General features: G+C 37.6%; 23 protein-coding genes, 1 riboswitch and 1 other annotated feature. Of the genes, 16 read left to right on the top strand and 7 right to left on the bottom strand.

The window, feature by feature from the left end; all coding sequences use genetic code 11:
• Positions 1-42 precede the first annotated feature (42 nt).
• The gene (locus NKR74_RS17300; protein ID WP_253630358.1) at positions 43-2,241 is read left to right on the top strand and encodes a bifunctional 2',3'-cyclic-nucleotide 2'-phosphodiesterase/3'-nucleotidase; all 2,199 of its coding nucleotides are present in this window, start codon (positions 43-45) and stop codon (positions 2,239-2,241) included.
• A 17-nt stretch (positions 2,242-2,258) separates the two neighbouring features.
• Here NKR74_RS17300 and nhaC read toward each other — a convergent pair whose 3' ends face one another.
• The gene (gene nhaC / locus NKR74_RS17295; RefSeq protein WP_253630357.1) at positions 2,259-3,635 is read right to left on the bottom strand and encodes a Na+/H+ antiporter NhaC; all 1,377 of its coding nucleotides are present in this window, start codon (positions 3,633-3,635) and stop codon (positions 2,259-2,261) included.
• 243 nt (positions 3,636-3,878) lie between these two features.
• Positions 3,879-4,100, bottom strand: a binding site (T-box leader).
• A 121-nt stretch (positions 4,101-4,221) separates the two neighbouring features.
• On the opposite strand from nhaC, the gene NKR74_RS17290 reads away from it, so the two are divergent.
• The 8 genes from NKR74_RS17290 (at position 4,222) to NKR74_RS17255 (ending at position 11,071) form a co-directional block, all read left to right on the top strand.
• Positions 4,222-4,614, top strand: a complete 393-nt coding sequence (locus NKR74_RS17290; RefSeq protein WP_253630356.1) for a hypothetical protein — start codon at positions 4,222-4,224, stop codon at positions 4,612-4,614.
• 79 nt (positions 4,615-4,693) lie between these two features.
• On the top strand, positions 4,694-6,118 hold the full coding sequence (bioA, locus tag NKR74_RS17285) for an adenosylmethionine--8-amino-7-oxononanoate transaminase (RefSeq protein ID WP_253630355.1): 1,425 nt from the start codon (positions 4,694-4,696) through the stop codon (positions 6,116-6,118).
• Positions 6,118-6,846 carry a dethiobiotin synthase gene (gene bioD / locus NKR74_RS17280; RefSeq protein WP_098310641.1) on the top strand — a complete coding sequence of 243 codons (729 nt, stop codon included), beginning with the start codon at positions 6,118-6,120 and terminating at the stop codon, positions 6,844-6,846. The genes bioA and bioD overlap by 1 nt, the downstream gene beginning before the upstream one ends.
• Complete coding sequence (bioF, locus tag NKR74_RS17275; protein WP_253630354.1) at positions 6,812-7,999, top strand: 8-amino-7-oxononanoate synthase; 1,188 nt, start codon at positions 6,812-6,814, stop codon at positions 7,997-7,999. The genes bioD and bioF overlap by 35 nt, the downstream gene beginning before the upstream one ends.
• Complete coding sequence (locus NKR74_RS17270; protein ID WP_253630353.1) at positions 7,996-8,745, top strand: alpha/beta fold hydrolase; 750 nt, start codon at positions 7,996-7,998, stop codon at positions 8,743-8,745. Before bioF ends, NKR74_RS17270 begins: the two co-directional genes overlap by 4 nt.
• A complete protein-coding gene (bioC, locus tag NKR74_RS17265) occupies positions 8,711-9,568 on the top strand; it encodes a malonyl-ACP O-methyltransferase BioC (protein WP_253630352.1) in 858 nt (285 codons plus the stop codon). Before NKR74_RS17270 ends, bioC begins: the two co-directional genes overlap by 35 nt.
• Positions 9,522-10,520: a biotin synthase BioB gene (bioB, locus tag NKR74_RS17260; RefSeq protein WP_098310645.1), complete on the top strand. Its 999-nt coding sequence runs from the start codon at positions 9,522-9,524 to the stop codon at positions 10,518-10,520. Before bioC ends, bioB begins: the two co-directional genes overlap by 47 nt.
• 269 nt (positions 10,521-10,789) lie before the next feature.
• A complete protein-coding gene (locus NKR74_RS17255) occupies positions 10,790-11,071 on the top strand; it encodes a hypothetical protein (RefSeq protein WP_309247641.1) in 282 nt (93 codons plus the stop codon).
• 194 nt (positions 11,072-11,265) lie between these two features.
• Here NKR74_RS17255 and ribH read toward each other — a convergent pair whose 3' ends face one another.
• Genes ribH through ribD form a run of 4 tightly spaced genes read right to left on the bottom strand, consistent with a single transcriptional unit; the run spans position 11,266 to position 14,694 of the window.
• Complete coding sequence (gene ribH / locus NKR74_RS17250; protein ID WP_020059455.1) at positions 11,266-11,727, bottom strand: 6,7-dimethyl-8-ribityllumazine synthase; 462 nt, start codon at positions 11,725-11,727, stop codon at positions 11,266-11,268.
• 22 nt (positions 11,728-11,749) lie between these two features.
• On the bottom strand, positions 11,750-12,943 hold the full coding sequence (locus NKR74_RS17245) for a bifunctional 3,4-dihydroxy-2-butanone-4-phosphate synthase/GTP cyclohydrolase II (RefSeq protein ID WP_253630351.1): 1,194 nt from the start codon (positions 12,941-12,943) through the stop codon (positions 11,750-11,752).
• A 13-nt stretch (positions 12,944-12,956) separates the two neighbouring features.
• Positions 12,957-13,601 (bottom strand): riboflavin synthase, encoded by a 645-nt coding sequence (ribE, locus tag NKR74_RS17240; protein ID WP_098310649.1) that lies wholly within the window; start codon positions 13,599-13,601, stop codon positions 12,957-12,959.
• Entirely contained in the window at positions 13,582-14,694 is a 1,113-nt protein-coding gene (ribD, locus tag NKR74_RS17235; RefSeq protein WP_253630350.1) for a bifunctional diaminohydroxyphosphoribosylaminopyrimidine deaminase/5-amino-6-(5-phosphoribosylamino)uracil reductase RibD, read from the bottom strand. The genes ribE and ribD overlap by 20 nt, the downstream gene beginning before the upstream one ends.
• Positions 14,695-14,959: 265 nt before the next feature.
• A riboswitch (FMN riboswitch) is annotated at positions 14,960-15,103 on the bottom strand.
• A 166-nt stretch (positions 15,104-15,269) separates the two neighbouring features.
• Between ribD and crcB (NKR74_RS17230) the strand changes: the two genes are divergently transcribed.
• Together crcB (NKR74_RS17230) and crcB (NKR74_RS17225) are read left to right on the top strand one after the other, a co-directional pair.
• Positions 15,270-15,677 carry a fluoride efflux transporter CrcB gene (crcB, locus tag NKR74_RS17230; RefSeq protein ID WP_253630349.1) on the top strand — a complete coding sequence of 136 codons (408 nt, stop codon included), beginning with the start codon at positions 15,270-15,272 and terminating at the stop codon, positions 15,675-15,677.
• Complete coding sequence (crcB, locus tag NKR74_RS17225; protein WP_098310652.1) at positions 15,674-16,027, top strand: fluoride efflux transporter CrcB; 354 nt, start codon at positions 15,674-15,676, stop codon at positions 16,025-16,027. Before crcB (NKR74_RS17230) ends, crcB (NKR74_RS17225) begins: the two co-directional genes overlap by 4 nt.
• A 33-nt stretch (positions 16,028-16,060) precedes the next feature.
• Here crcB (NKR74_RS17225) and NKR74_RS17220 read toward each other — a convergent pair whose 3' ends face one another.
• Positions 16,061-16,264 (bottom strand): CDGSH iron-sulfur domain-containing protein, encoded by a 204-nt coding sequence (locus NKR74_RS17220; RefSeq protein WP_098310653.1) that lies wholly within the window; start codon positions 16,262-16,264, stop codon positions 16,061-16,063.
• A 143-nt stretch (positions 16,265-16,407) separates the two neighbouring features.
• On the opposite strand from NKR74_RS17220, the gene NKR74_RS17215 reads away from it, so the two are divergent.
• Both NKR74_RS17215 and NKR74_RS17210 read left to right on the top strand, forming a co-directional pair.
• Positions 16,408-16,650, top strand: a complete 243-nt coding sequence (locus NKR74_RS17215) for a DUF2552 family protein (protein ID WP_098310654.1) — start codon at positions 16,408-16,410, stop codon at positions 16,648-16,650.
• Positions 16,651-16,986: 336 nt separating this feature from the next.
• On the top strand, positions 16,987-17,448 hold the full coding sequence (locus tag NKR74_RS17210) for a DUF4352 domain-containing protein (RefSeq protein ID WP_253630348.1): 462 nt from the start codon (positions 16,987-16,989) through the stop codon (positions 17,446-17,448).
• Between the two features lie 85 nt (positions 17,449-17,533).
• Here the strand turns inward: NKR74_RS17210 and NKR74_RS17205 are convergent, their stop codons facing one another.
• Entirely contained in the window at positions 17,534-18,457 is a 924-nt protein-coding gene (locus tag NKR74_RS17205) for an alpha/beta hydrolase (protein ID WP_253630347.1), read from the bottom strand.
• Positions 18,458-18,535: 78 nt separating this feature from the next.
• Here NKR74_RS17205 and NKR74_RS17200 point away from each other — a divergent pair, with 78 nt between their 5' ends.
• The 3 genes from NKR74_RS17200 to NKR74_RS17190 all read left to right on the top strand — a co-directional run bounded on the left by NKR74_RS17200 (position 18,536) and on the right by NKR74_RS17190 (position 21,432).
• Complete coding sequence (locus NKR74_RS17200; protein ID WP_253630346.1) at positions 18,536-19,027, top strand: GNAT family N-acetyltransferase; 492 nt, start codon at positions 18,536-18,538, stop codon at positions 19,025-19,027.
• A gap of 180 nt (positions 19,028-19,207) precedes the next feature.
• Positions 19,208-20,374, top strand: coding sequence for a cation:proton antiporter (locus NKR74_RS17195; RefSeq protein WP_098310658.1), 1,167 nt, complete (start codon positions 19,208-19,210; stop codon positions 20,372-20,374).
• Between the two features lie 113 nt (positions 20,375-20,487).
• On the top strand, positions 20,488-21,432 hold the full coding sequence (locus NKR74_RS17190; protein ID WP_098310659.1) for a LacI family DNA-binding transcriptional regulator: 945 nt from the start codon (positions 20,488-20,490) through the stop codon (positions 21,430-21,432).
• Positions 21,433-21,480 lie beyond the last annotated feature (48 nt).

Raw genomic sequence — 21,480 nt, 5'->3', positions numbered from 1 at the left:
CTACTTTGTCGCAGGGGATTATTTTATAAGGGGGATTTTTTTGTGAAAAAATCAACAAAAATGTTGGCTGGTGCTGCGCTTGTATTAGGAGTTATTGCTCCGCAAATATGGCCTACACCTGTACATGCAGAGGAAGAGGGAAGTACTGTAAAACTAAGAATATTAGAAACATCTGATATTCATGTGAACTTAATGAATTATGATTATTATCAAACAAAAACAGATAATAAAGTAGGATTAGTTCAAACAGCGACTCTTGTTAATCAAGCGAGAGAAGAGTCGAAAAACTCTGTTTTATTTGATGATGGGGACGCGCTGCAAGGAACACCGCTTGGCGATTATGTAGCAAAAGTAAAAGGGTTAGATGGAAATTATGTGCATCCATTATATCGTTTAATGAATATGATGAAGTATGACGTTATTTCACTTGGAAACCACGAGTTTAACTATGGTTTAGACTTCTTAAACAAAGCGATTAGCAAAACAGAGTTCCCTGTGATTAACTCTAATGTATATAAGGATGATAAAGATAGTAATGAAGAAAATGATCAAAATTACTTCAAACCGTATCATATATTTGAAAAAGAAGTAGAAGATGAATCTGGTCAGAAACATAAAGTGAAAATTGGCGTAATGGGCTTTGTTCCACCGCAAATTATGAGCTGGGATAAAGCGAATTTAGAAGGAAAAGTAAAAGCGAAAGATATTGTAGAAACAGCGAAGAAATTAGTACCTCAAATGAAGGCAGAAGGTGCAGATATTATTGTTGCATTGGCGCACTCTGGCATTGATAAGAGTGGATACAATATTGGAATGGAGAATGCTTCTTTTTATTTAACGAATATTGATGGTGTCGATGCGGTATTAACAGGACATTCCCATGCGGTTGTAACCGATACATTTAATGGCGTTCCGGTTGTAATGCCTGGTGCATTTGGAAGTAACTTAGGAATTATTGATATGGAATTGAAACAAGTTAATGGAGAATGGAAAGTACAAAAAGATAAATCTAAACCTTCTGTTCGTCCAATTGCAGACAGTAAGGGAAATGCTTTAGTAGAATCGGATCCATCTTTAGTAGCAGCAATAAAGGATGATCATGAAGCGACAATTAAATATGTAAATACACCAGTTGGTGAAACGACAGCACCAATTAACAGCTATTTTGCGCTTGTACAAGATGATCCATCTGTTCAAATTGTAACGAATGCGCAAAAGTGGTATACAGAGCAGAAGATGAAGGGCACAAAATTTGAAGGTTTGCCAATTTTATCAGCAGGTGCACCGTTTAAAGCGGGTGGACGTAACGGATCTACATATTATACAGATATTCCAGCTGGAACGCTTGCAATTAAAAACGTTTCGGATTTATACGTATATCCAAATACATTATATGCAGTGAAAATAAATGGCGCTCAGTTGAAAGATTGGTTGGAGATGTCTGCTGGTCAATTTAACCAAATTGATTCAAGTAAAACAGATGAGCAAAAATTAGTGAATATAAATTACCCAACATATAACTTCGATGTGTTAGATGGAGTTAAATATGAAATTGATGTAACACAGCCAGCTAAGTTTGACAAAGATGGAAAAGTTGTAAATGAAGCTGCAAATCGTATTGTGAACTTAATGTATGATGGAAAACCGGTAACTGACAATCAAGAGTTTGTTGTAGCAACGAATAATTACCGTGGTAGCAGTCAAACATTCCCAGGTGTAAGTAAAGGAGAAGTGATTTTGCAATCTCCTGATGAAACGCGTCAAATTATTGTAGAATATATGAAACAAATGAAAACAATTAACCCGACAGCAGATAAAAACTGGACGTTTAAACCAATTGCTGGTGAGAAATTGAATATAACATTTGATTCTTCACAGAACGCCCAAAAATATATAGAAAAAGACGGGAATATTTCTTATGTTGGTCCATCAGAAAATGAATTTGCGAAATATGCGATTGATTTAACGAAAAAGAATGAATCAACTGGTGGAGATAACGAGACTAATCAACCAACGACGCCACCTGATAATAATAACGGTGGAGATCAACCGAAAACACCAGAAGATAATAATAACGGGAAAGAGACGCCGACAACTGCAGATTCGGTTCAAGATCAACCGCAAACAGATAATAGCTTGCCGAAAACAGGGGCGAATGTGTTTACGACATTAGCAGCAGGACTTGCATGTATTGGTGCAGGTGCGCTAGTGCTATTTAGAAGAAAGAAATTAAATAAATAATAAAGAAAAGTCCACTGCTATGCAGCGGACTTTTTTTTATGTTCTTTATCCCATGAAAGGCCGAAGCCTGTGAATCCCACGAGTAAAGTGATAATTGGGCAAAGTAAGCAGAAAACTGTGTATGGAAGGTAGCTCACCGTTGGTACGTTTAGGACACTTGTGAGAAACACACCACTAACTCCCCATGGTACAAGTGGATTAATAACTGTACCTGCATCTTCTAATACACGTGATAGATTGCGGCGTTTTAATCCCATCTCATCGTATTTTTCTGCAAATGCTTGACCTGGTAAGATGATTGATAAGTATTGTTCGCCAAGTAAAAAGTTAACACCGATTGCAGTAATTGCTGTAGAGAAGATTAAACGTCCGCTCGTTTTGACAAAGCTTGAAATTGCTGCCATAAGTTGCTTAATAATTCCCATTTCTTGTAGCAATCCTCCCATGCCAAGAGAAAGGAAAATAAGGGCAACAGACATTAACATACTTTGTAATCCACCGCGTGTTAATAAACTATCAATATCTTTTACACCTGTATGCGATACATATCCGTTTTGCATAATATTAATTAAATTTGTAAGAGATGTATTTGGAGTAAAAATAAATAGAATGATAATGCCTGAGATAATACCAGCAAGTAAAGTTGGAACTGCTGGTACTTTTTTTACAGCTAATACAAATAGCACAAGAACTGGCAGTAAAGTAATTACAGAAATTGTTGTATGTTCTTGTAATGTTTCTGTGAAAGATCCAAACTGAAGTTTTCCAGAAGTTCCTTTCCCAAGAATGAAGAAAATAACGAGTGAAATAATAAATGCCGGTACAGTCGTCCAAAGCATATTTCGAATATGGTCAAACATGTCAACTTTAGAGACAGCAGGTGCTAAGTTTGTTGTATCAGAAAGAGGTGACATTTTGTCTCCAAAGAAGGATCCGGAAATAACAGCACCAGCAACTAAAGCAGCGTCGTAGCCAAGAGCACCTCCCATTCCCATGAAAGCAATTCCAACTGTAGCAGCTGTTGTAAAGGCACTGCCAATACTAGTGCCGATAATAGAGCATACGATAAAGACTGTTGGTAAGAAGATTTTCGGTGAAACAATTTGAAAACCGTACACCATTAATGTTGGAATTGTCCCTGCAGCAATCCAAACGCTAATTAATACACCGACAAGTAAAAAGATAAAAATAGATGGCAGACCAGCTGAAATTCCATTCCTCATTCCTGTTTCCATAACAGACCATGGAATTTTTTTTGCGAATCCAAACGCTAATAATATGACAATCCCAAATAAAATAGGAATATGAGGCATAACTTGTAATTGAATGACGCTAAAACCGATACAGAAAAAGATAAGAGCTGTTAGTATAATAGATGCTCGTTTTGAAATCATGATAATAAATCCTCCCTAGATGTTATGTTTTACTATGATTTGAAAAAATACGCCAATATCGAATAATTCCCCCGGCCGTTGAAAATCGCATACTACTTCTCTCCTTTTTTAAAAATAAAAAACGCCCCTGCAATATATGCAGGGACGAAAATGATCGCGGTACCACCCTAGCTTGTGAAATGTACGTATGACAATTAAAGGTATACACCGATTAATCAAAATAAAAAACGCCCCTGCAGTATATGCAGGGACGAAAATATCGCGGTACCACCCTAAATTGTGAAACAAAAAACATTTCACCACTTTGCAGAAATAACGGTCTGTAACCGTCTTTCACTACTCCAACTGTTTCGTAAAAGAAGCTTAAGGGGGTAATTCATACTCCGTTCTGTACTGATTCGCACCAACCATCAGCTCTCTGAAAGCATGAAACGAAATACTACTAAATCCTATCATTGCCGATTCATATCGTGTTAGTAAATTTTTATCATAAAAAAGAGAAGGATGTCAATAGTTATTTTTGAATTTATACGATAGGAATAATGTAAAGAAAATTATGAAAAAAATATCAATATTGTACGTTATAATGAACAAGAAAGGAGGGGAAAACATGAAGATGAAAATTATAATTGTTTCTATGGTGTTCACAGTCGTCGGCGGTGCTGGAGTTTATACAGCGTTTGCGGCATCTCCTAATTTAATAAAGACAAGTGCTGAAAAACCACAAGAAACGGTACAACAAAATAAAGAAGAAAAGAACGTAGGTGAAGAAGAGAAAATACAGAAAACAGCCAATAAATTAGGAGTTTCTACAGAAGGAAAAACAAAAGAACAGATCCAAAAAGAAATAGATGCAGTGCGTTATGAAAAGCGACAAGAGCTTCTTCGAGAGCATGAAAAAGAGCTGGGAATTGAAATAGAAGGCAAAACAGATGAACAATTGATTCAGGAGATTGGTAAAATTCAGCACGGTAAATAGGACGACTTATCATAGGATAAGTCGTTCTTTTTTAAGAATATTATTACATTGAAAAAGAATTGACAGTGTTTGTTTTATAATGTTAACCTTAAATAAAAATAAGTTAACATTAGAGGTGACAATCGTGACTGTAAGAAGTACTGATCAAACTTTTACATATGAGGAACTAGCTCAAAAAAATAAAGACTATGTGTGGCATCCATTTACCCAAATGAAAGATTTCTTGGAGGATGATCCAGTCATTATTGAAAGAGGAGAAGGAAGAAAATTATACGATGTGAATGGAAAAGGATATTGGGACGGTGTATCATCCATTTGGCTTAATGTTCACGGCCACCATGTACAAGAGCTGGATGATGCTATTCGTGAGCAACTAAATAAAATAGCGCACTCTACATTGCTAGGTATTGCGAATGTGCCAAGTATTTTGTTGGCCGAAAAAATTATTGAAATTGTACCAAATGGACTGAAGAAAGTTTTTTATTCTGACTCCGGTGCCACATCGGTTGAGATTGCAATTAAAATGGCATTTCAATATTGGCAGCATAAAGGAAAACCTGAAAAGAAAAGGTTTATTACGATGAAAGAAGCGTATCATGGTGACACAATTGGAGCGGTATCTGTTGGAGCTATTGATATGTTTCACCAAGTGTATAGTACGCTTCTATTTGATACGTTAAAAGTACCATATCCGTATACATATCGTTCTCCTTATGGGGAAAATCACCAAGTTATTGTGAAAAAACATTTAGAAGAAATGGAAGAGATGTTGCGACAAAATCACGAAGAAGTAGCAGCTGTTATTGTAGAGCCTCTTGTGCAAGGAGCGAGCGGCATTATTACAATGCCAGAGGGCTATTTAAAAGGATTGCGAGAACTTTGTACAGCTTACAATGTTCTTCTTATTACAGATGAAGTAGCCACAGGATTTGGCAGAACAGGTAAAATGTTTGCATGTGAACATGAGGGCGTTACTCCGGATATTTTAACGGCTGGAAAAGGGTTAACAGGAGGATATTTACCAGTTGCAATTACAGTAACAACCGATGAAATTTATAATGCTTTTTTAGGTGACTATGAGGAGCAAAAAACATTTTTCCATGGTCATAGTTATACAGGGAATCCACTAGGTTGTGCAGTAGCACTTGCGAATTTGAAATTATTTGAAACTACAAACCTTATAGAAGCTGTTGCTCATAAAGCGGAATATATTGCAAAACGGTTAGAAGTTTTTCATGAATTTAAACATGTGGGAGATATTCGTCAGCGTGGTTTTATGATTGGTCTTGAGCTCGTAGAAAACAAAGAAACGAAAGAAGGGTATTCTTGGCAGGAACAAATGGGTGTGAAGGTTTGTAGAAGAGCACGTGATTTAGGTATGATTCTTCGTCCATTAGGAAATGTTGTTGTATTTATGCCGCCGCTCGCTTCTACAATAGAAGAACTTGATGATATGATTACGATTTTACATCAAGCAATTCAAGAAGTAATGGAGGGATACTGATGAGAGGTTTCTTTGTGACAGCAACTGATACTGAAGTAGGCAAAACGGTTGTAACAGGTGCATTAGCAGGTGTACTTCGTCAGCGCGGTCATAATATCGGTGTGTATAAACCACTGCAAAGCGGTCATCTTTCCTCTCATCCAGAAGGTGATGCTGCCCGCTTGAAAGCAGCGGCAAGTGTGATGACATCATGCGAAGAGATTTGTCCTTATTCAGTTGAAGAACCGCTTGCACCGCGTTTAGCTATGAAACGAGCAGGAAGACAAGTACTATTATCAGATATTACAAAGCATTACAAAGAATTATCAAAACAATTTGATTCTTTATTTGTGGAAGGGGCTGGTGGGCTTGTAGTTCCTTACACAGAAGATGCTCTCGTTGTCGATTTTGCGAAACAGTTACAATTACCGTTACTTATTGTAGCACGTCCAACACTTGGTACAGTGAATCATACTGTTTTAACTATTTCTTATGCAAAAGCACAAGGACTATCAGTCGCAGGTGTCATTTTTTCTGGGTGCCAACAATATGAAAAAGAGAGAGTGCTAGAAAATAAAAAAATGATTGAAGAGTTAAGTGACGTACCGGTTATTGGATTATTACCAGCGCTTCGTGAAGGATTTACACGAAATGAACTATTACAAGCAGCAGAAGAGAGCATTGCTATCTCAAAATTAGAGGAGTTTTTGCGTCATGAATCCAGCGTGGGAAGCACATTTTCAGTCTAAATTAACGAGTCTTACAGAAACATCACAGCACCGAACATTATTCGTGACGGAACATGCAGAAAAAACGTGGCTCGTTCGAAATGGAAAGAGGCTGCTAAATCTAGCCTCAAATAATTACTTAGGATTAGCTGGAGATGGACGGTTAAAAGAAGCTGCAATGGAAGCAACAAAAAGGTATGGGACAGGAGCAACAGCATCCCGTTTGGTTGTAGGTAACTATCCGTTATATGAAGAAATTGAACAACGTATATGCGCATGGAAAGAAACTGAAAAAGCACTAATTGTGAATAGCGGCTACACAGCAAATGTTGGAGCGATTTCTTCACTTGTAGGCCGGCATGACATTGTGTTTAGCGATAAGCTCAATCATGCAAGTATCGTAGATGGCATCGTATTAAGCGGTGCAGAGCATAAGCGCTATCGTCATAATGATATGGAACATTTAGAGAGATTGCTGAAATCTGCTCCAGCAGAAAAACGAAAGCTGATCGTCACAGATACTATTTTTAGCATGGATGGAGATAGGGCTCATCTAGAGGATTTAGTAATGCTGAAAGAAAAGTACGGAGCGCTTCTTATGGTTGATGAGGCGCATGCTGGCGGAGTTTACGGCAAGAATGGAGCAGGCCTTGCTCATAAGCATCCAGAATTGGCAAAGTGTGTAGATATTCATATGGGTACGTTTAGTAAAGCGCTAGGTTGTTATGGTGCTTACATTACCGGACGAGCTGTTTGTATTGATTATATGATCAATACTATGCGCAGTTTAATTTTTACAACTGCTTTACCTCCAGGAATGCTTGGAGCAATCGGGGAAGCAATTGAAATTGTAAGCAAAAATGAAGTGTATCGTCAAAGGTTAATAGAAAATGGCCAATATTTCCGCACCACTCTGCAAGAAGCTGGTTTTCAGATTGGAGAAAGCACCACGCATATTGTTCCTGTTATTGTGGGTTCTAATGAAGCAGTGCTTCGTTTTAGTATAAAATTGCAAGAGGCAGGAATAGCGGCAATTGCCATTCGTCCCCCTACTGTTCCACAGCATAGTTCACGCATTCGGTTTGCTGTAACAGCACAGCATGCGAATGATGATTTACAGTGGGCAGCCCAGCAGATTGTACAAATTGGAAAGGAGGAAGGGGTGATTTCATGAAGCAATTTAGCCTTGTGCTTATTCCTGGATGGGGCATGGAGGAACAAATTTGGGAGTCGTTTCTTCCATATGTACATGATTTTCCAGTACACGTTGTTCATTGGCGGAATGTTGAAGAGCAACAGGATTTTGAACGACGAATCATAGAGGTAGCTAAAGATAAAGAAGTGATTTTAATTGGCTGGTCACTTGGTGCATTGGCAACCCTTCAAGTTTATAATTCATTGCAAACGAAAGGGATCGTTTTATTAGGAGGAACAGCGAAATTTACAATGGACTCTGATTATGTACATGGATGGAAAGGGTCTTTTGTCGAAAGACTGAAACGAAGTCTTCTCAAACAAAAAGATGCTACGTTGAAAAAATTTTATGTAAGCATGTTTTCAAAGACGGAGCAGGAAATGGGAGAGGAGCAGGCATTTCTAAAAATAGCTGAGGAGTTTCAAGGTGATTCGATTGACTCTTTGCAATGTGGACTTGATTACTTAATAAAAACAGATGCCAGAGAACAGCTGCAGCAAATAGATGTTCCGTTATTACTTCTTCATGGAAAAGCTGATGCCATTTGTCCTCCTTCTGCGGCGCAGTATATACGCGAAAAAACAAATGCATCGCTAACGATTATAGAGGAAGCTGGACATGCACTTTGTTTTACACATGCAGAACGATGTGCTAAAGAAATTCTACAGTTTGTAAAGGAGATACAACAAAATGATCAACAAGCCGTTGTTACAAAAACGATTTAATCAAGCTGCTGTATCTTATGATCAATATGCAAATGTACAAAAAAAGATGGCAAACCAGCTGCTTGTTTATATGAAAGAACATTACGATGCAGCGGCGCAAATCCGTATTTTAGAGCTTGGATGCGGCACAGGTTATGTAACAGAGAAACTAGCGAAATCTTTTCCAAATGCGACGATTACAGCTGTGGATTTTGCAGAAAGTATGATTGCAAAAGCAAAAACGCAGTGCAATATGGAGTCTGTTACATTTCGATGTGAAGACATTGAACATATTAAACTTTATGAACAATATGATGTGATGATATCCAATGCAACGTTTCAATGGCTAAACGATTTATCGGCTACGTTAGCGAATTTATATAATCATTTACATGAAGATGGTGTGCTACTATTTTCGACGTTTGGAAATAAAACATTTCATGAGCTTCATACATCATTTCAGCGTGCAAAAACAACGTGTGCAATAGCTGATGCAACAACTGTTGGTCAAACTTTTTTAACAGGACTACAGTTGCAAGAATTATGTAAAAGAATAACAGGGGATATACATGTTGCTGAAACATGTTACATAGAAATTTTTACTACAGTTCGTGAATTTTTACAATCCATTCGTAAAGTTGGGGCTACGAACAGTAATGAAGGATCATATTGCCAAAGTCCTTCTATCTTTCGCAATATGCTTCGCATATATGAACAAGATTTTATGGAAGATGGAAGAATTGCAGCAACATATCATGCTTTATTTTCTTATATGAAAAAAGAGGGGAAGAGAATAAATGAAACATGTACAAACGAAAACAAATTGGAAACAAATCGCATCTGAGGTCGTGCAAGGAAGAGCTGTAACGAAAGAAGAAGCATTCAATATTCTACAAGCAGATGATACAGAAATTTTAGAGATTATGAATGCTGCATACGTGATTCGTAATCATTATTTTGGAAAAAAAGTAAAACTAAATATGATTATTAATACGAAATCTGGTCTATGCCCGGAGGATTGTGGGTATTGTTCCCAATCAATCGTATCAGAGGCTCCCATTGATAAGTATGCCTGGTTAACGCAAGAAAAGATTGTAGAAGGTGCACATGAAGCGATTCGACGCAAGGCAGGTACATATTGTATTGTTGCTTCCGGCCGCCGTCCAACTAATAAAGAAGTAGAACATGTCATTGGAGCGGTAAAAGAAATCCGTGATACGACTGATTTGAAGATTTGTTGTTGTTTAGGATTTTTAAATGAAGATCAAGCGCAGCGTCTTGCAGAAGCTGGTGTGCATCGTTACAATCATAATTTAAATACGCATGTAGATAATTATGAAAGTATTTGCTCAACTCATACGTACGACGATCGTGTTGATACAGTTGAAAAAGCGAAGCATGCGGGTATATCACCATGTTCGGGTGCTATTTTCGGAATGGGAGAAACGAAGGAGCAACGTGTAGAAATTGCATTTGAATTAAAACGCATAGATGCGGATTCTATCCCATGTAATTTCCTTGTTGCTGTAAATGGAACACCGTTAGAAGGGCAAAAAGAATTAACACCAGTAGAGTGCTTAAAAGTATTAGCAATGATGCGCTTTGTGAATCCGTCAAAAGAAATTCGGATTTCTGGCGGACGTGAAATTAATTTACGCTCTGTTCAACCACTTGGTTTATTTGCTGCAAACTCAATCTTTGTTGGTGATTATTTAACGACAGATGGCCAAGAGCCAACAGCAGACTGGGGAATGATTGAAGATTTAGGATTTGAAATTGAGGAATGTGCGTTGTAATAAAATGAAGCTTTCATCAGTGGGGGTCTTACTGCCCGCGAATAGCGGGATAAAGTTACATGGATTTTAGTTGCGAGAAATCAATAAAGATTAGGGAAGAAAGCTCTTGATATAGGAGCTTTCTTTTTTGTAAATAAAATGTAATAAAACGTATATAACCCCTGTGGCCATTCAACTTGTAAGGCGATGAACATGATATGCAGCCGAATTTCCCGCTCCGCAATTGTACATAGTAAGAGAGATATCAACAACAGTTTGGAGAGGTTTGTATGCATAAATATATATTAGCAATTATGAGCTTTCTTATTTTGTTAAAAGCAATTAGTGCAGACCCAGTGAAAGCAATTGAAAATCCTGAACAGAAAGATATGCAAGCGAGAATTGAGCAGCATTTTCGGCATCAAGCTGAGTATTTTGGAATTGAAACAGAAGGAAAAGATTTAAAAGAAGTGGGCAGAGAGCTTCATATTGCGCAAGAGGAACAGAGAAGAGAAAAAATGAGAAAGCAAAAAGAGGCCGAAGCCTCTTTTGGTTGTTTGCTCGAAACCTAACCAGCCATAAGAGCCCGATTGGTTCAACTAACCTCTTGTGAGGAAAAGCACCTCACAAGAGGAAGTTTCACTTTATCCCGCTCAAACGGCTGGTAAGAAGTAAGAGCAGGAAGAAAATCTAACCAGCCATAAGAGCCCGATTGGTTCAACTAACCTTTTGTGAGGAAAAGCACCTCACAAAAGGAAGTTTCACTTTATGCCCATTGGCGGGATAGGTTTGCCATTTCAATGGCTGCAACAGCAGATTCCCAGCCTTTATTTCCAGCTTTTGTACCAGCACGTTCAATTGCCTGTTCAATTGTTTCTGTTGTTAGTACGCCAAAGATAACTGGGATTTCTGTTTGTAGCGAAAGAGAAGCCACGCCTTTTGCAACTTCATTACAAACATAATCATAATGCGTTGTTGCACCGCGGATTACTGTTCCAAGTGTAATAACTGCATCATATTTTCCGCTGTTTGCCATTTTCTTCGCGATTAATGGAATTTCAAATGCGCCAGGAACCCAAGCGACATCAATGTTGTTTTCTTCTACTCCGTGACGTTTTAAACCGTCTAATGCCCCGCCTAATAGCTTGCTTGTAATAAATTCGTTAAAACGACCAACGACAATCCCTACTTTTAATCCTGTACCAACTAAATGACCTTCAAATACCATAATGTATCTCTCCCTTAATCTATTATAAATTTAATAAATGACCTAATTTTGTTGATTTGGTTTGTAAATATGCCTTATTTTCTTCTTTTGCCGGCATTTGCAACGGCACGCGTTCAACAACTTCTAAATCATAACCTTGTAAGCCTGCGATTTTACGCGGGTTATTTGTCAAAAGGCGAAGTTGTTGTAACCCTAAATCTTTTAAAACTTGTGCGCCAATACCATAGTCGCGAAGATCAGCTGCAAAGCCAAGCTTTTCATTTGCCTCTACAGTATCGTAACCTTCTTCTTGTAGCTTATATGCGCGTAGTTTATTAAGCAGTCCAATGCCTCGTCCTTCTTGACGCATGTATAGAAGAACTCCTTTTCCTTCCCGTTCAATTTGAGCGAGAGCGGCATGAAGCTGCGGACCGCAGTCACAGCGACAAGATCCAAAGACATCGCCAGTTAAACATTCAGAATGTACACGTACAAGAGTTGGTTCACCTGTAGAAATATCTCCTTTTACAAGAGCGATATGTTCTTTATCGTCAAGAGAATTGGAGTAGCCAATTGCTTGGAATGTACCAAAATCCGTTGGTAAAGTAATTTCGACTTCGCGCTGTACAAGTGTTTCATGATGACGGCGATATGCAATTAAGTCTTCGATTGTAATCATTTTAAGATTAAATTGCTTTGCAATCTCTAATAAATCAGGAACTCGTGCCATCGTACCATCTTCATTTATAATTTCACAAATAACGCCTGCTGGTTCTGCACCGCATAATTTTGCTAAATCTACAGCAGCCTCTGTGTGCCCAGCGCGGCGGAGAACACCACCTGCTTTTGCGATTAAAGGAAAAATATGTCCAGGGCGCTTAAAATCACTTGCTTTAGCTTTAGGGTTTAGTAGCTCCTGTACAGTTGTCGCACGTTCATGAGCACTAATACCGGTTGTTGTTGAAATGTGATCGATGCTAACTGTAAAGGCAGTGCCGTGAGAATCTGTATTATGTGAAACCATTGGCTTTAGTTCCAAACGATCGGCATAGTCTTCTGTAATCGGAACACATACAAGACCGCGCCCGTGTGTAATCATGAAATTGATTGTTTCCGGTGTAATGTACTCACCTAAGGCAATAAAATCCCCTTCGTTTTCTCTATTTTCATCATCACATACGATGACAACTTTTCCTTGCTTTAAATCTTCTAGCGCTTCTTCAATACGATGAAACATTTCATTTCCTCCCTTATAGGAATCCGTTGTCTTGTAAAAAGCTTTCTGTAAGCGAGCTTTTTTTAGGTGCTGCCTGCGTAATAAAACGTTCAATATATTTTCCAATCATATCGCATTCAATATTCACGATATCGCCGGCAGTTTTCTTTCCGATTACTGACTGACTTAACGTATGTGGAATGAGAGAGATTGTAATGGATGAGTCATCAACACCAAAAATCGTAAGACTCGTACCATCGATGGCAACGGATCCTTTTTGTAAACAATAACGAAGTAGTTCATTGGGTAATTGTATTTTGTAATATACGGCATTATAGCTTCGTTTTTTATTAACAATTGTTCCAATACCGTCAATATGTCCTGTAACGAAATGTCCACCAAAGCGACCATTTGCACTCATAGCGCGCTCTAAATTTACCTCTGCACCGCGGCTAAGAGTTTGCAGCGAAGTTGCTCGCATCGTCTCCGGCATAACATCAACGGTAAAAGAGTGTGTTGTAAAAGAAGTGACAGTTAAACATATCCCGTTTACAGCAATGCTGTCGCCTAAGTTTACATCCGACAAAATAGTTTGTGCGGAAATTGTAAGTTGCATTGCTTCGCCGGTTTGCTGCATGTTAGCAATTGTTCCAAGTTCCTCAACAATTCCTGTGAACATAAGGCACCTCTTTTCTTGGTGTGGCAACGACTTTTATGTCATCGCCGATTTGTTCCATCGATTGAATGTGCAAGGTAAGTGCATCTTGCAGTTTTGTGAAACCATTTCCGCCAAACCATGTTGGAGCATCTTTACCGCCAATTAGTTTTGGACTAATATACGTAATCAGTTCCTGAAAGCATTTCGCTTCTAAGAAACTCGCATGAATAGTTTGTCCGCCTTCGACAAAGAGAGAAAGAATATTTTTTTCTCCAAGAAGATCAAGCATTTCGTTTATTTCAATGTTACTTGTCTTCATTTGCAATACGGATACCATATCAGATTGAAATTTTGCAATTTTTTCTTTTGAAACGCTATTTCCAACAACAATCCATGTGGGCACCTCTCCATCTGTAATCACATGGGATGAAAGTGGAGTTCGTAAATGTGTATCAAGTACGATGCGAATCGGATTTTTTCCGCCATTTACAAGGCGCGTTGTTAAATACGGATTATCAGCAATGATTGTATTTACACCAACGAGAATGGCATCGTGTGTATGACGATAACGATGTACATCAGCCCGCGATGCTTCACCTGTAATCCATTTACTTTCTCCTGTACGAGTAGCGATTTTTCCATCTAGACTCATTGCTGTTTTTAAGGTTACAAATGGACGCTTTGTTTTCATGTAGTGAAAAAAGTAACGATTTAATTCTGTTGCTTCCTTTTCGAGTACACCAATTGTTACGTCAATTCCAGCCTCTTGTAAACGCTTGACACCTTGACCTGAAACAAGCGGATTACTATCGAGCACTGCAATGACTACTCGGCTTACGTTCTTTTTTATAAGTAAATCACAGCAAGGGGGGGTTCTTCCGTGATGACTGCATGGTTCTAACGTTACATATACTGTTGCACCATGGGCATTTTCACCCGCCATGTGTAGAGCGTGAACTTCAGCGTGTTCAGTTCCTGCTCGTAAATGAGCTCCTACTCCAATGATATTTCCATCTTTTACAACAACAGCACCGACCATTGGATTAGGACTTGTTTGACCAGCTGTATTTTTTGCTAATTGCAAAGCAAGTGCCATATATTCTTGATCTGTCATAAACTCACCTCTCTTAAAAAATCAAAAAACCCCAAGGACATAATCCTTGGGGTGAGAGAGACGATGTTTCTAGAAATATAAGAAGGATACGAGAGTATGCTTAAGAAACCTAGCAAATATCGATTTTTTCACATGCTAGTGTTATCCCGTTATTTCAGCAGAGAACCAAATGGTATACGAAAGAAAACAAGTGTATGTTTAAAAATAAACAATACAAATGCACATGCTGAAATAAACGTTGTATCCTATTATACGTACTAGAAAACATATCCTTCTCCCATCCAGACTATACTGTCGGTTCTAGATTCTCACTAGATCCACCGTTTTCAACTTGAAAACGGGTCACGGACTTAGAAGTGTGAACTTCATCACCGCCGGTTGGGAATTTCACCCGACCCCGAAGGATGCTGTTTGCTCACATTATAGCACAAAAAAGAAAAAAGGCTATAAAAAATATTTGAATGTGAAGAATTACATGAAAATAAAAGAGGAGCTAAAGCTGCATTAGCGGCGGGATTAATTTGCTATACTAGTGTAGCAAAGGTTTTATATCGTGTTTAAAACGAGGTGAGAGTATGAAAAAATATATTGCTGTAGGAATAGGCGGTATTATTGGAGCTTTGGCTCGCTATGGAGTAGGCCAATTGCTTGAACCAACATCTTCTGCTGGTTTTCCATTAGCAACATGGTTAGCCAATATGAGTGGTAGCTTTTTATTAGCATTTTTAACGATGTCTATTTTTCGGATGAAACAAGTTTCACCGCTTATGATAAGTGCTGTTGGTACAGGAATAATTGGTGCGTTTACAACATTTTCAACGTTTAGTGTGGAAACACTGAAGCTACTACAGCATGAAGCATTCACAATGGCATTTTTATATGTGGGCGCAAGTATGATAGGGGGATTACTTTTAGCTTTTAGTGGATTTTATGCTGGGAATATGCTGTATGAACGCAGGTTGAGGGAAGAAGGAGACATATGAGTATTCTACTTGTCAGTATCGGGGGCTTTTTCGGTGCAATTACACGTTTTTTTATTAGTACTGTAGCGAAAGAAAAGTACGGAAATGCTTTTCCATATGGAACATTTTTTATAAATATAATCGGCTCATTTTTACTTGGTATGTTAAATGGTGCTGAAGTAGCTAAAATGTGGATATTGTTATGTGGTACAGGATTTATGGGAGCATTTACGACGTTTTCAACATATCAGCTAGAAATGGTACAACTTATACATACACGAGAAGGGAAAAAGGCATTACTATATTTTGTTATGAGTTATGCAATAGGTATTGGCAGTGCTTTTGTTGGATTTTATATTGGGAACATGTAAAAATACGCGCACATTTTCTTGTGCGCGTGTTTTTTATTCTTTCGGTGCACGTACAACAGATTCAAATTTTCCTTTATGTGAACCATCGCAATACGGCATATTCTGGGATAATCCACAACGGCATAGAGAAAATGCCGGTTTAGCTGGAAATACATTCCCTTCAGCATCGATTAGTTCCACATCCCCTGTAATACGGAACGAACCATTATTATTTACTTTAATTTGTACTTTTTCCATTGTTACACCTCCTTACCAAACGCTTATGTCTATCATATACTTACTAGAATTACTTGACAATGTTTAGAAACAATGCTTTTTGTGAGAAAATAGAAATGATATAATAAGTCATATACTGAAAAGATATTAAGGTGAATATAAACATGAACAAACAATTACGTACATTACAAAACATTGCAAAAGAGCGAACGTGGGTATCATTTTTAAACAATAATCATCCATACAGCTTACTTCATTGGTCGATTGCTGGTGTGCAGCAAGAAGTAAAGGATGTATGGTTATTACAAGATGAAGTAACATTTCAAACAACAGAATTCCCATCGCTTGATGAAGCGGTAAAATGGATTTCTGAAAATATGGATCAAGTTACAGACGTATTGGCGTAACATAAGCTTGCTATTAGTAGGTACTTGATATAATAAGACTTCTGTTGTTGGTTGAGATAGGAAAAAGGCTAATTCATTAAGGGATGAATTAGCCTTTTTGTATAATTTCACAGGTTTTATCCCGCATTAACGGGCAGTAATACCTTCACCTCAAGATTCAGAGAAGAGCGAAGAAGATAGGTGGGGGATAACTGCCCGTAAAAGCCCGATTGGTTCAACTAACCATCAGTGGGGGATGAAGCCCCTACTGATGGAAGTTTCACTGTATTCCATATGTATAAAAACGTACAATGTGTACATCATACAATCGATAGAAACAGCAAAAGAAGGTGGAAGTTGTTGCGGAAACGATTGAGTATAATAAGTATCATCATGTGTTTTTGTATTGCCGGGTGTAATAGAGAGGAACAGGTTAATAAATCAAGTGTCAAAGGGGTTTTATCCGCCGATCAAATCGAATTTGATATTAAAAATATAAGCCGTGTAGCGCATTATGATGTGTGGACTGCGAAACAAAACCACACGCTTCTTGTTATAAACTTTTCTTTAGAAAACAATAGAAACAAAAGTATTGTTGTTAAACCTGCGCAGTTTAATGTTATTTCAACGACTGGAAAAATATACGGGGCCGTTCAAACGAAAAGGAATCCAAGTATATTGCATGATAGAAGGCTAAAATCATACGATTCATTGCAAACGAGCATTATATTTGAAATGCCTAAAAAAGAGGTGGAATCTGAATTGTTGTTTGCTCCTGATTTTGCTAAAGATGAACCGATTGTTCTTTCGTTAAAATAAATTGAAATTTCCATTAGTGGGAGGTTTTTATTCTTCACTGATGGAAAGCTCTCACTGCCCAAAAGTAGCGAAGTAAAAAACAGGCTTATGCAAGCCTGTTTTTTGTTTCGTTTACGTATGTTGTTAAAAATTGATCAATTGCTGTTTCATATGCTTCTTTATTTTCTGCATAAGAACAAGCGTGAGCGCCTTTTTCTGCAATAAAGAGTTCTTTTGCGCCTTCTTTTGCTTCATGCAATGCTTGTGTCATTTGGCATAAAATGTATTCATCGTCTTTACTGTGGATGAACAATACAGGATTTTTAATGTTTTTCACACAATCAATAGGAGAAACTTCCTGAATTGTATAACCATCACGCACTTTTAAAAAGGCATTAGCGAGTGGTAAAAGAGGCCATTTTGGTAAATGAAACTCAGCCTTTAAACGATAATGAAGCTGTTCGTAAAAATCAGAGAATGGACAGTCAGCAATGTAAAAATCAGCTCCGTCCTCAACCATGCCTGCATATTGTAATAACGTTGCTGCTCCCATGGATTCACCATGAATACCAAGTGTAATATTTGAACCGAATCGTTGTTTGAGCCAATCCACTACCGTCTTTAGATCGTGTTTTTCGTAATAGCCGTAACTTGTTGTTTTGCCTCCTGTTTGACCGTGGCGGCGATGATCATAAATAAACACGTTGAATCCTCTGTTTAAAAATAAATTTGCATACTTTATAGAATTCATTTTATTGACGGTGACGCCGTGGCAGAAAATCATGAACTTATTTGAATTGTTAACAGGAATATAGTAGCCATGAATGTTATAACCAAATTGCGAAGAGAGGTATACTTCTTCTTTCTGTAGAGCTTCAAAATCCTCCAAGCGAAAATGCTGTTTTGTTTCACGTTCTAAAATTTCTTCTTCTGTTTTTTTCTTTAAATACATGACTGCATTTGTGAAGAAAATGCCAATCCCAATAAGAGTACCCAATATCGTTAGTAATGCTGTCCAAAACGCTTTCATACTCCATCCTCCAAGCTACAATACATATGATACAATTATATTGTATCATAACAATCTGTAAAGGTGAGAGAAGTGAGTATGATGAGAATTCAAAATATAACAGCAGAGATGCGAGAAGAAATTGGTCAATTTATGCAAGAAAATTGGGGCAGTACTGTAATGGTTTCAAGAGGACATATCCATCAATTAGATCGATTACCAGGGTTTCTTGTAGTAGAAAATAACGAAATAATAGGAATTATCACATATTATATCATTGATAAAAATTGTGAAATTGTATCACTTGATAGTTTCAAAGAAAAAAGAGGGATTGGTACACAGCTTGTAGAGTGTGTAATAGATGCGGCAAAGAAACAATTTTGTGAAAAAATTTGGCTTATCACGACAAATGATAATGTAAATGCGATGCGATTTTACCAGAAACGAGGATTTACTATGACAAATCTATACATAGATGCTGTACAAGAAGCTCGTAAGTTGAAACGAGCAATTCCGATTATTGGCTATGAGGGAATTCCAATCTTACATGAAATTGAGTTTGAAAAAAAAATATGTCAAATTAAAAGTTAGATAAGCTAAAATATATGCTCTTATTTTATAAATAGGAAGTTTTTTTATTATAGGAATTTATTAGGAGAAAATGAATGTGATAATTACATGAATGTGCTAATTTGATAATTTCACAGACTAGTATACATCATATATAATTATAATGATTCTAATGATTAGGATGAGAAAAGGAGAGATGAGATGATATTTTTCTTTCAATTAGCAGTAATTTTGCTAAGTACAAAGCTTGCGGGTGACTTAAGTGTCAGGCTAGGGCAACCGTCTGTACTTGGAAAACTTATTGTTGGTATTGTGATTGGTCCAGCAGTATTGGGATTAATTGATAATACAGATTTACTGAAGCAATTAAGTGAAGTCGGGGTTATTCTCCTCATGTTTATGGCTGGTTTAGAAACGGATTTAAAGGAACTAAATGAAAATCGCAATTCTTCTTTAGCAGTAGCAGTGGGTGGAATTATTATGCCGTTTCTAGGTGGCTATGTTGCCGGTCTGATTATGGGAATGGAGCAAGCAAATGCAGTTTTTTTAGGCTTACTTCTTTGTGCAACTAGCGTTAGTATCTCTGTGCAAACGCTTCGGGATTTAGGGAAAATGAAAACGCGCGAAAGTACAACAATGCTTGGCGCAGCTGTGTTTGATGATATCCTTGTTGTTATTTTGCTTGCTTTTGCCATGAGTTTCTTAGGTGCAGGTGATGTGAATCTAACAATGATTATTTTGAAAAAGGTTGTCTTCTTTGCAGCAATTATCCTAATCGGATGGAAAGGTGTTCCAATGATTATGCGCTGGCTTTCTCCGCTTCGTGTGTCAGAATCTATTATTAGCGCAGCCCTTATTATTTGTTTCTCCTTCGCTTATTTTGGAGAATTACTAGGAATAGCGGGAATTATCGGAGCGTTTGCGGCAGGGATTGCTATCTCCCAAACAGATTATAAACATGAAGTTGAGAAGAAAGTTGAACCAATTGCCTATGCAATGTTTGTTCCTATTTTCTTTGTAAGTATTGGGATGAATATTACGTTTGCAGGACTTGGAGATAAAGTTTGGTTTATTGCCATTTTAACAGTAATTGCTGTGTTAACGAAATTGATTGGTTGCGGTCTTGGAGCACGTATGACAGGTTTTGATTTACAGTCTTCTACAATCATTGGATCTGGAATGGTTTCACGTGGCGAAGTAGCCTTGATTATTGCAGGACAAGGTTTGGCTTCAGGATTATTAGCGCAGGATTACTTTACAGCGATTGTTATTGTTGTTATTTTGACAACGATGATTACACCGCCGATGTTAAAGAAAACATTTGCGATAAAAGACAAGCAATTGAAAGAGGAAAGAAGTGCAATGTAAGCACTTCTTTTTTATGTAACAATTTTCAGAAATATATAACAATAACCTTGACGTAGGCTTTATTTTGTTTTACGGTGAGGTTGTAAACTATTTCCATGTTAAGGGGTGAAGATGTGGCAACGATACGCGATGTTGCAAAGTTGGCAGGAGTTTCAGTCGCAACAGTTTCACGAGTATTAAATGAAAAAGGGTATGTACATGAAGATACGGTAAAACAAGTGAAGAAAGCAATTGAAGAGTTGCAATATAGACCAAATGCGGTGGCCAAGGCGCTATTTAAAAAATCTTCTACGATGATTGCTCTGCTTGTACCTGACTTACAAGACCCGGCATCCTTACCATTACTTACAGTTATTGAAGAAGAAGCTTACAAAGAAGGATATCAAATTATTATATGCAATATGAAACATAAGCGTGGTTACATGGATGTATTGGAACAAAATAATATTGCAGGTGTTATTATGACACGTGATGTATATGAAAGCTTGCAAAAAGAAATAGTATCAGTTCCGTTTGTAATTGTAGATTCGGTTGAGGGGTTTTCTTTACATTATTATAATGCGGCGATACAAGCTGTTTCTGTTCTAGAAGAGAAAGGATGTCAGTTTCTTGCCTATATTCATGAAGATACAAATAATGAAGCGATGGAAGAATATTTCACTGGTTTTTTAGACGCGGTTTGGGAGAAGAAGATATCTTACCGAGTTATAGAAACGTATAGGGAAGAGATAGATTCAGAACAAATAGCTGTGGAGGTATTACAAAAATATCCATACATAGATGGTATCATTACTTGTAGCGATATTGTAGGGATTGGCTTTATTCGTGCTGCACAAAAGCTTTATATCTCCATTCCAAAACATTTACAAGTTATTGGTTTAAATGGAATTGTACAAGGGGAGTGGTCTACGCCAGCTTTAACGACAATTGCTCAGCCGATAACAAGTATAGGAGCACTTGCTATTCATAAGTTAATTGCAAAAATAAAAAAGGTGGAATATAACCAAGAGGTAGCTGATTTGGATTTCGTTCTAATTGAGAGAGAATCAACAAAGTAAAAGGTGCGTGAGAACACGCGCCTTTTTTTCTATTTTGTTACTCGTAGG

Origin of the sequence: Bacillus sp. 3103sda1 (assembly GCF_024159135.1) — a bacterium.
Taxonomy (GTDB): Bacteria; Bacillota; Bacilli; order Bacillales; family Bacillaceae_G; genus Bacillus_A; species Bacillus_A rhizoplanae.
Note: the sequence above shows the minus strand (reverse complement) of the source record. Positions and strands in the feature narration are given on the sequence as shown.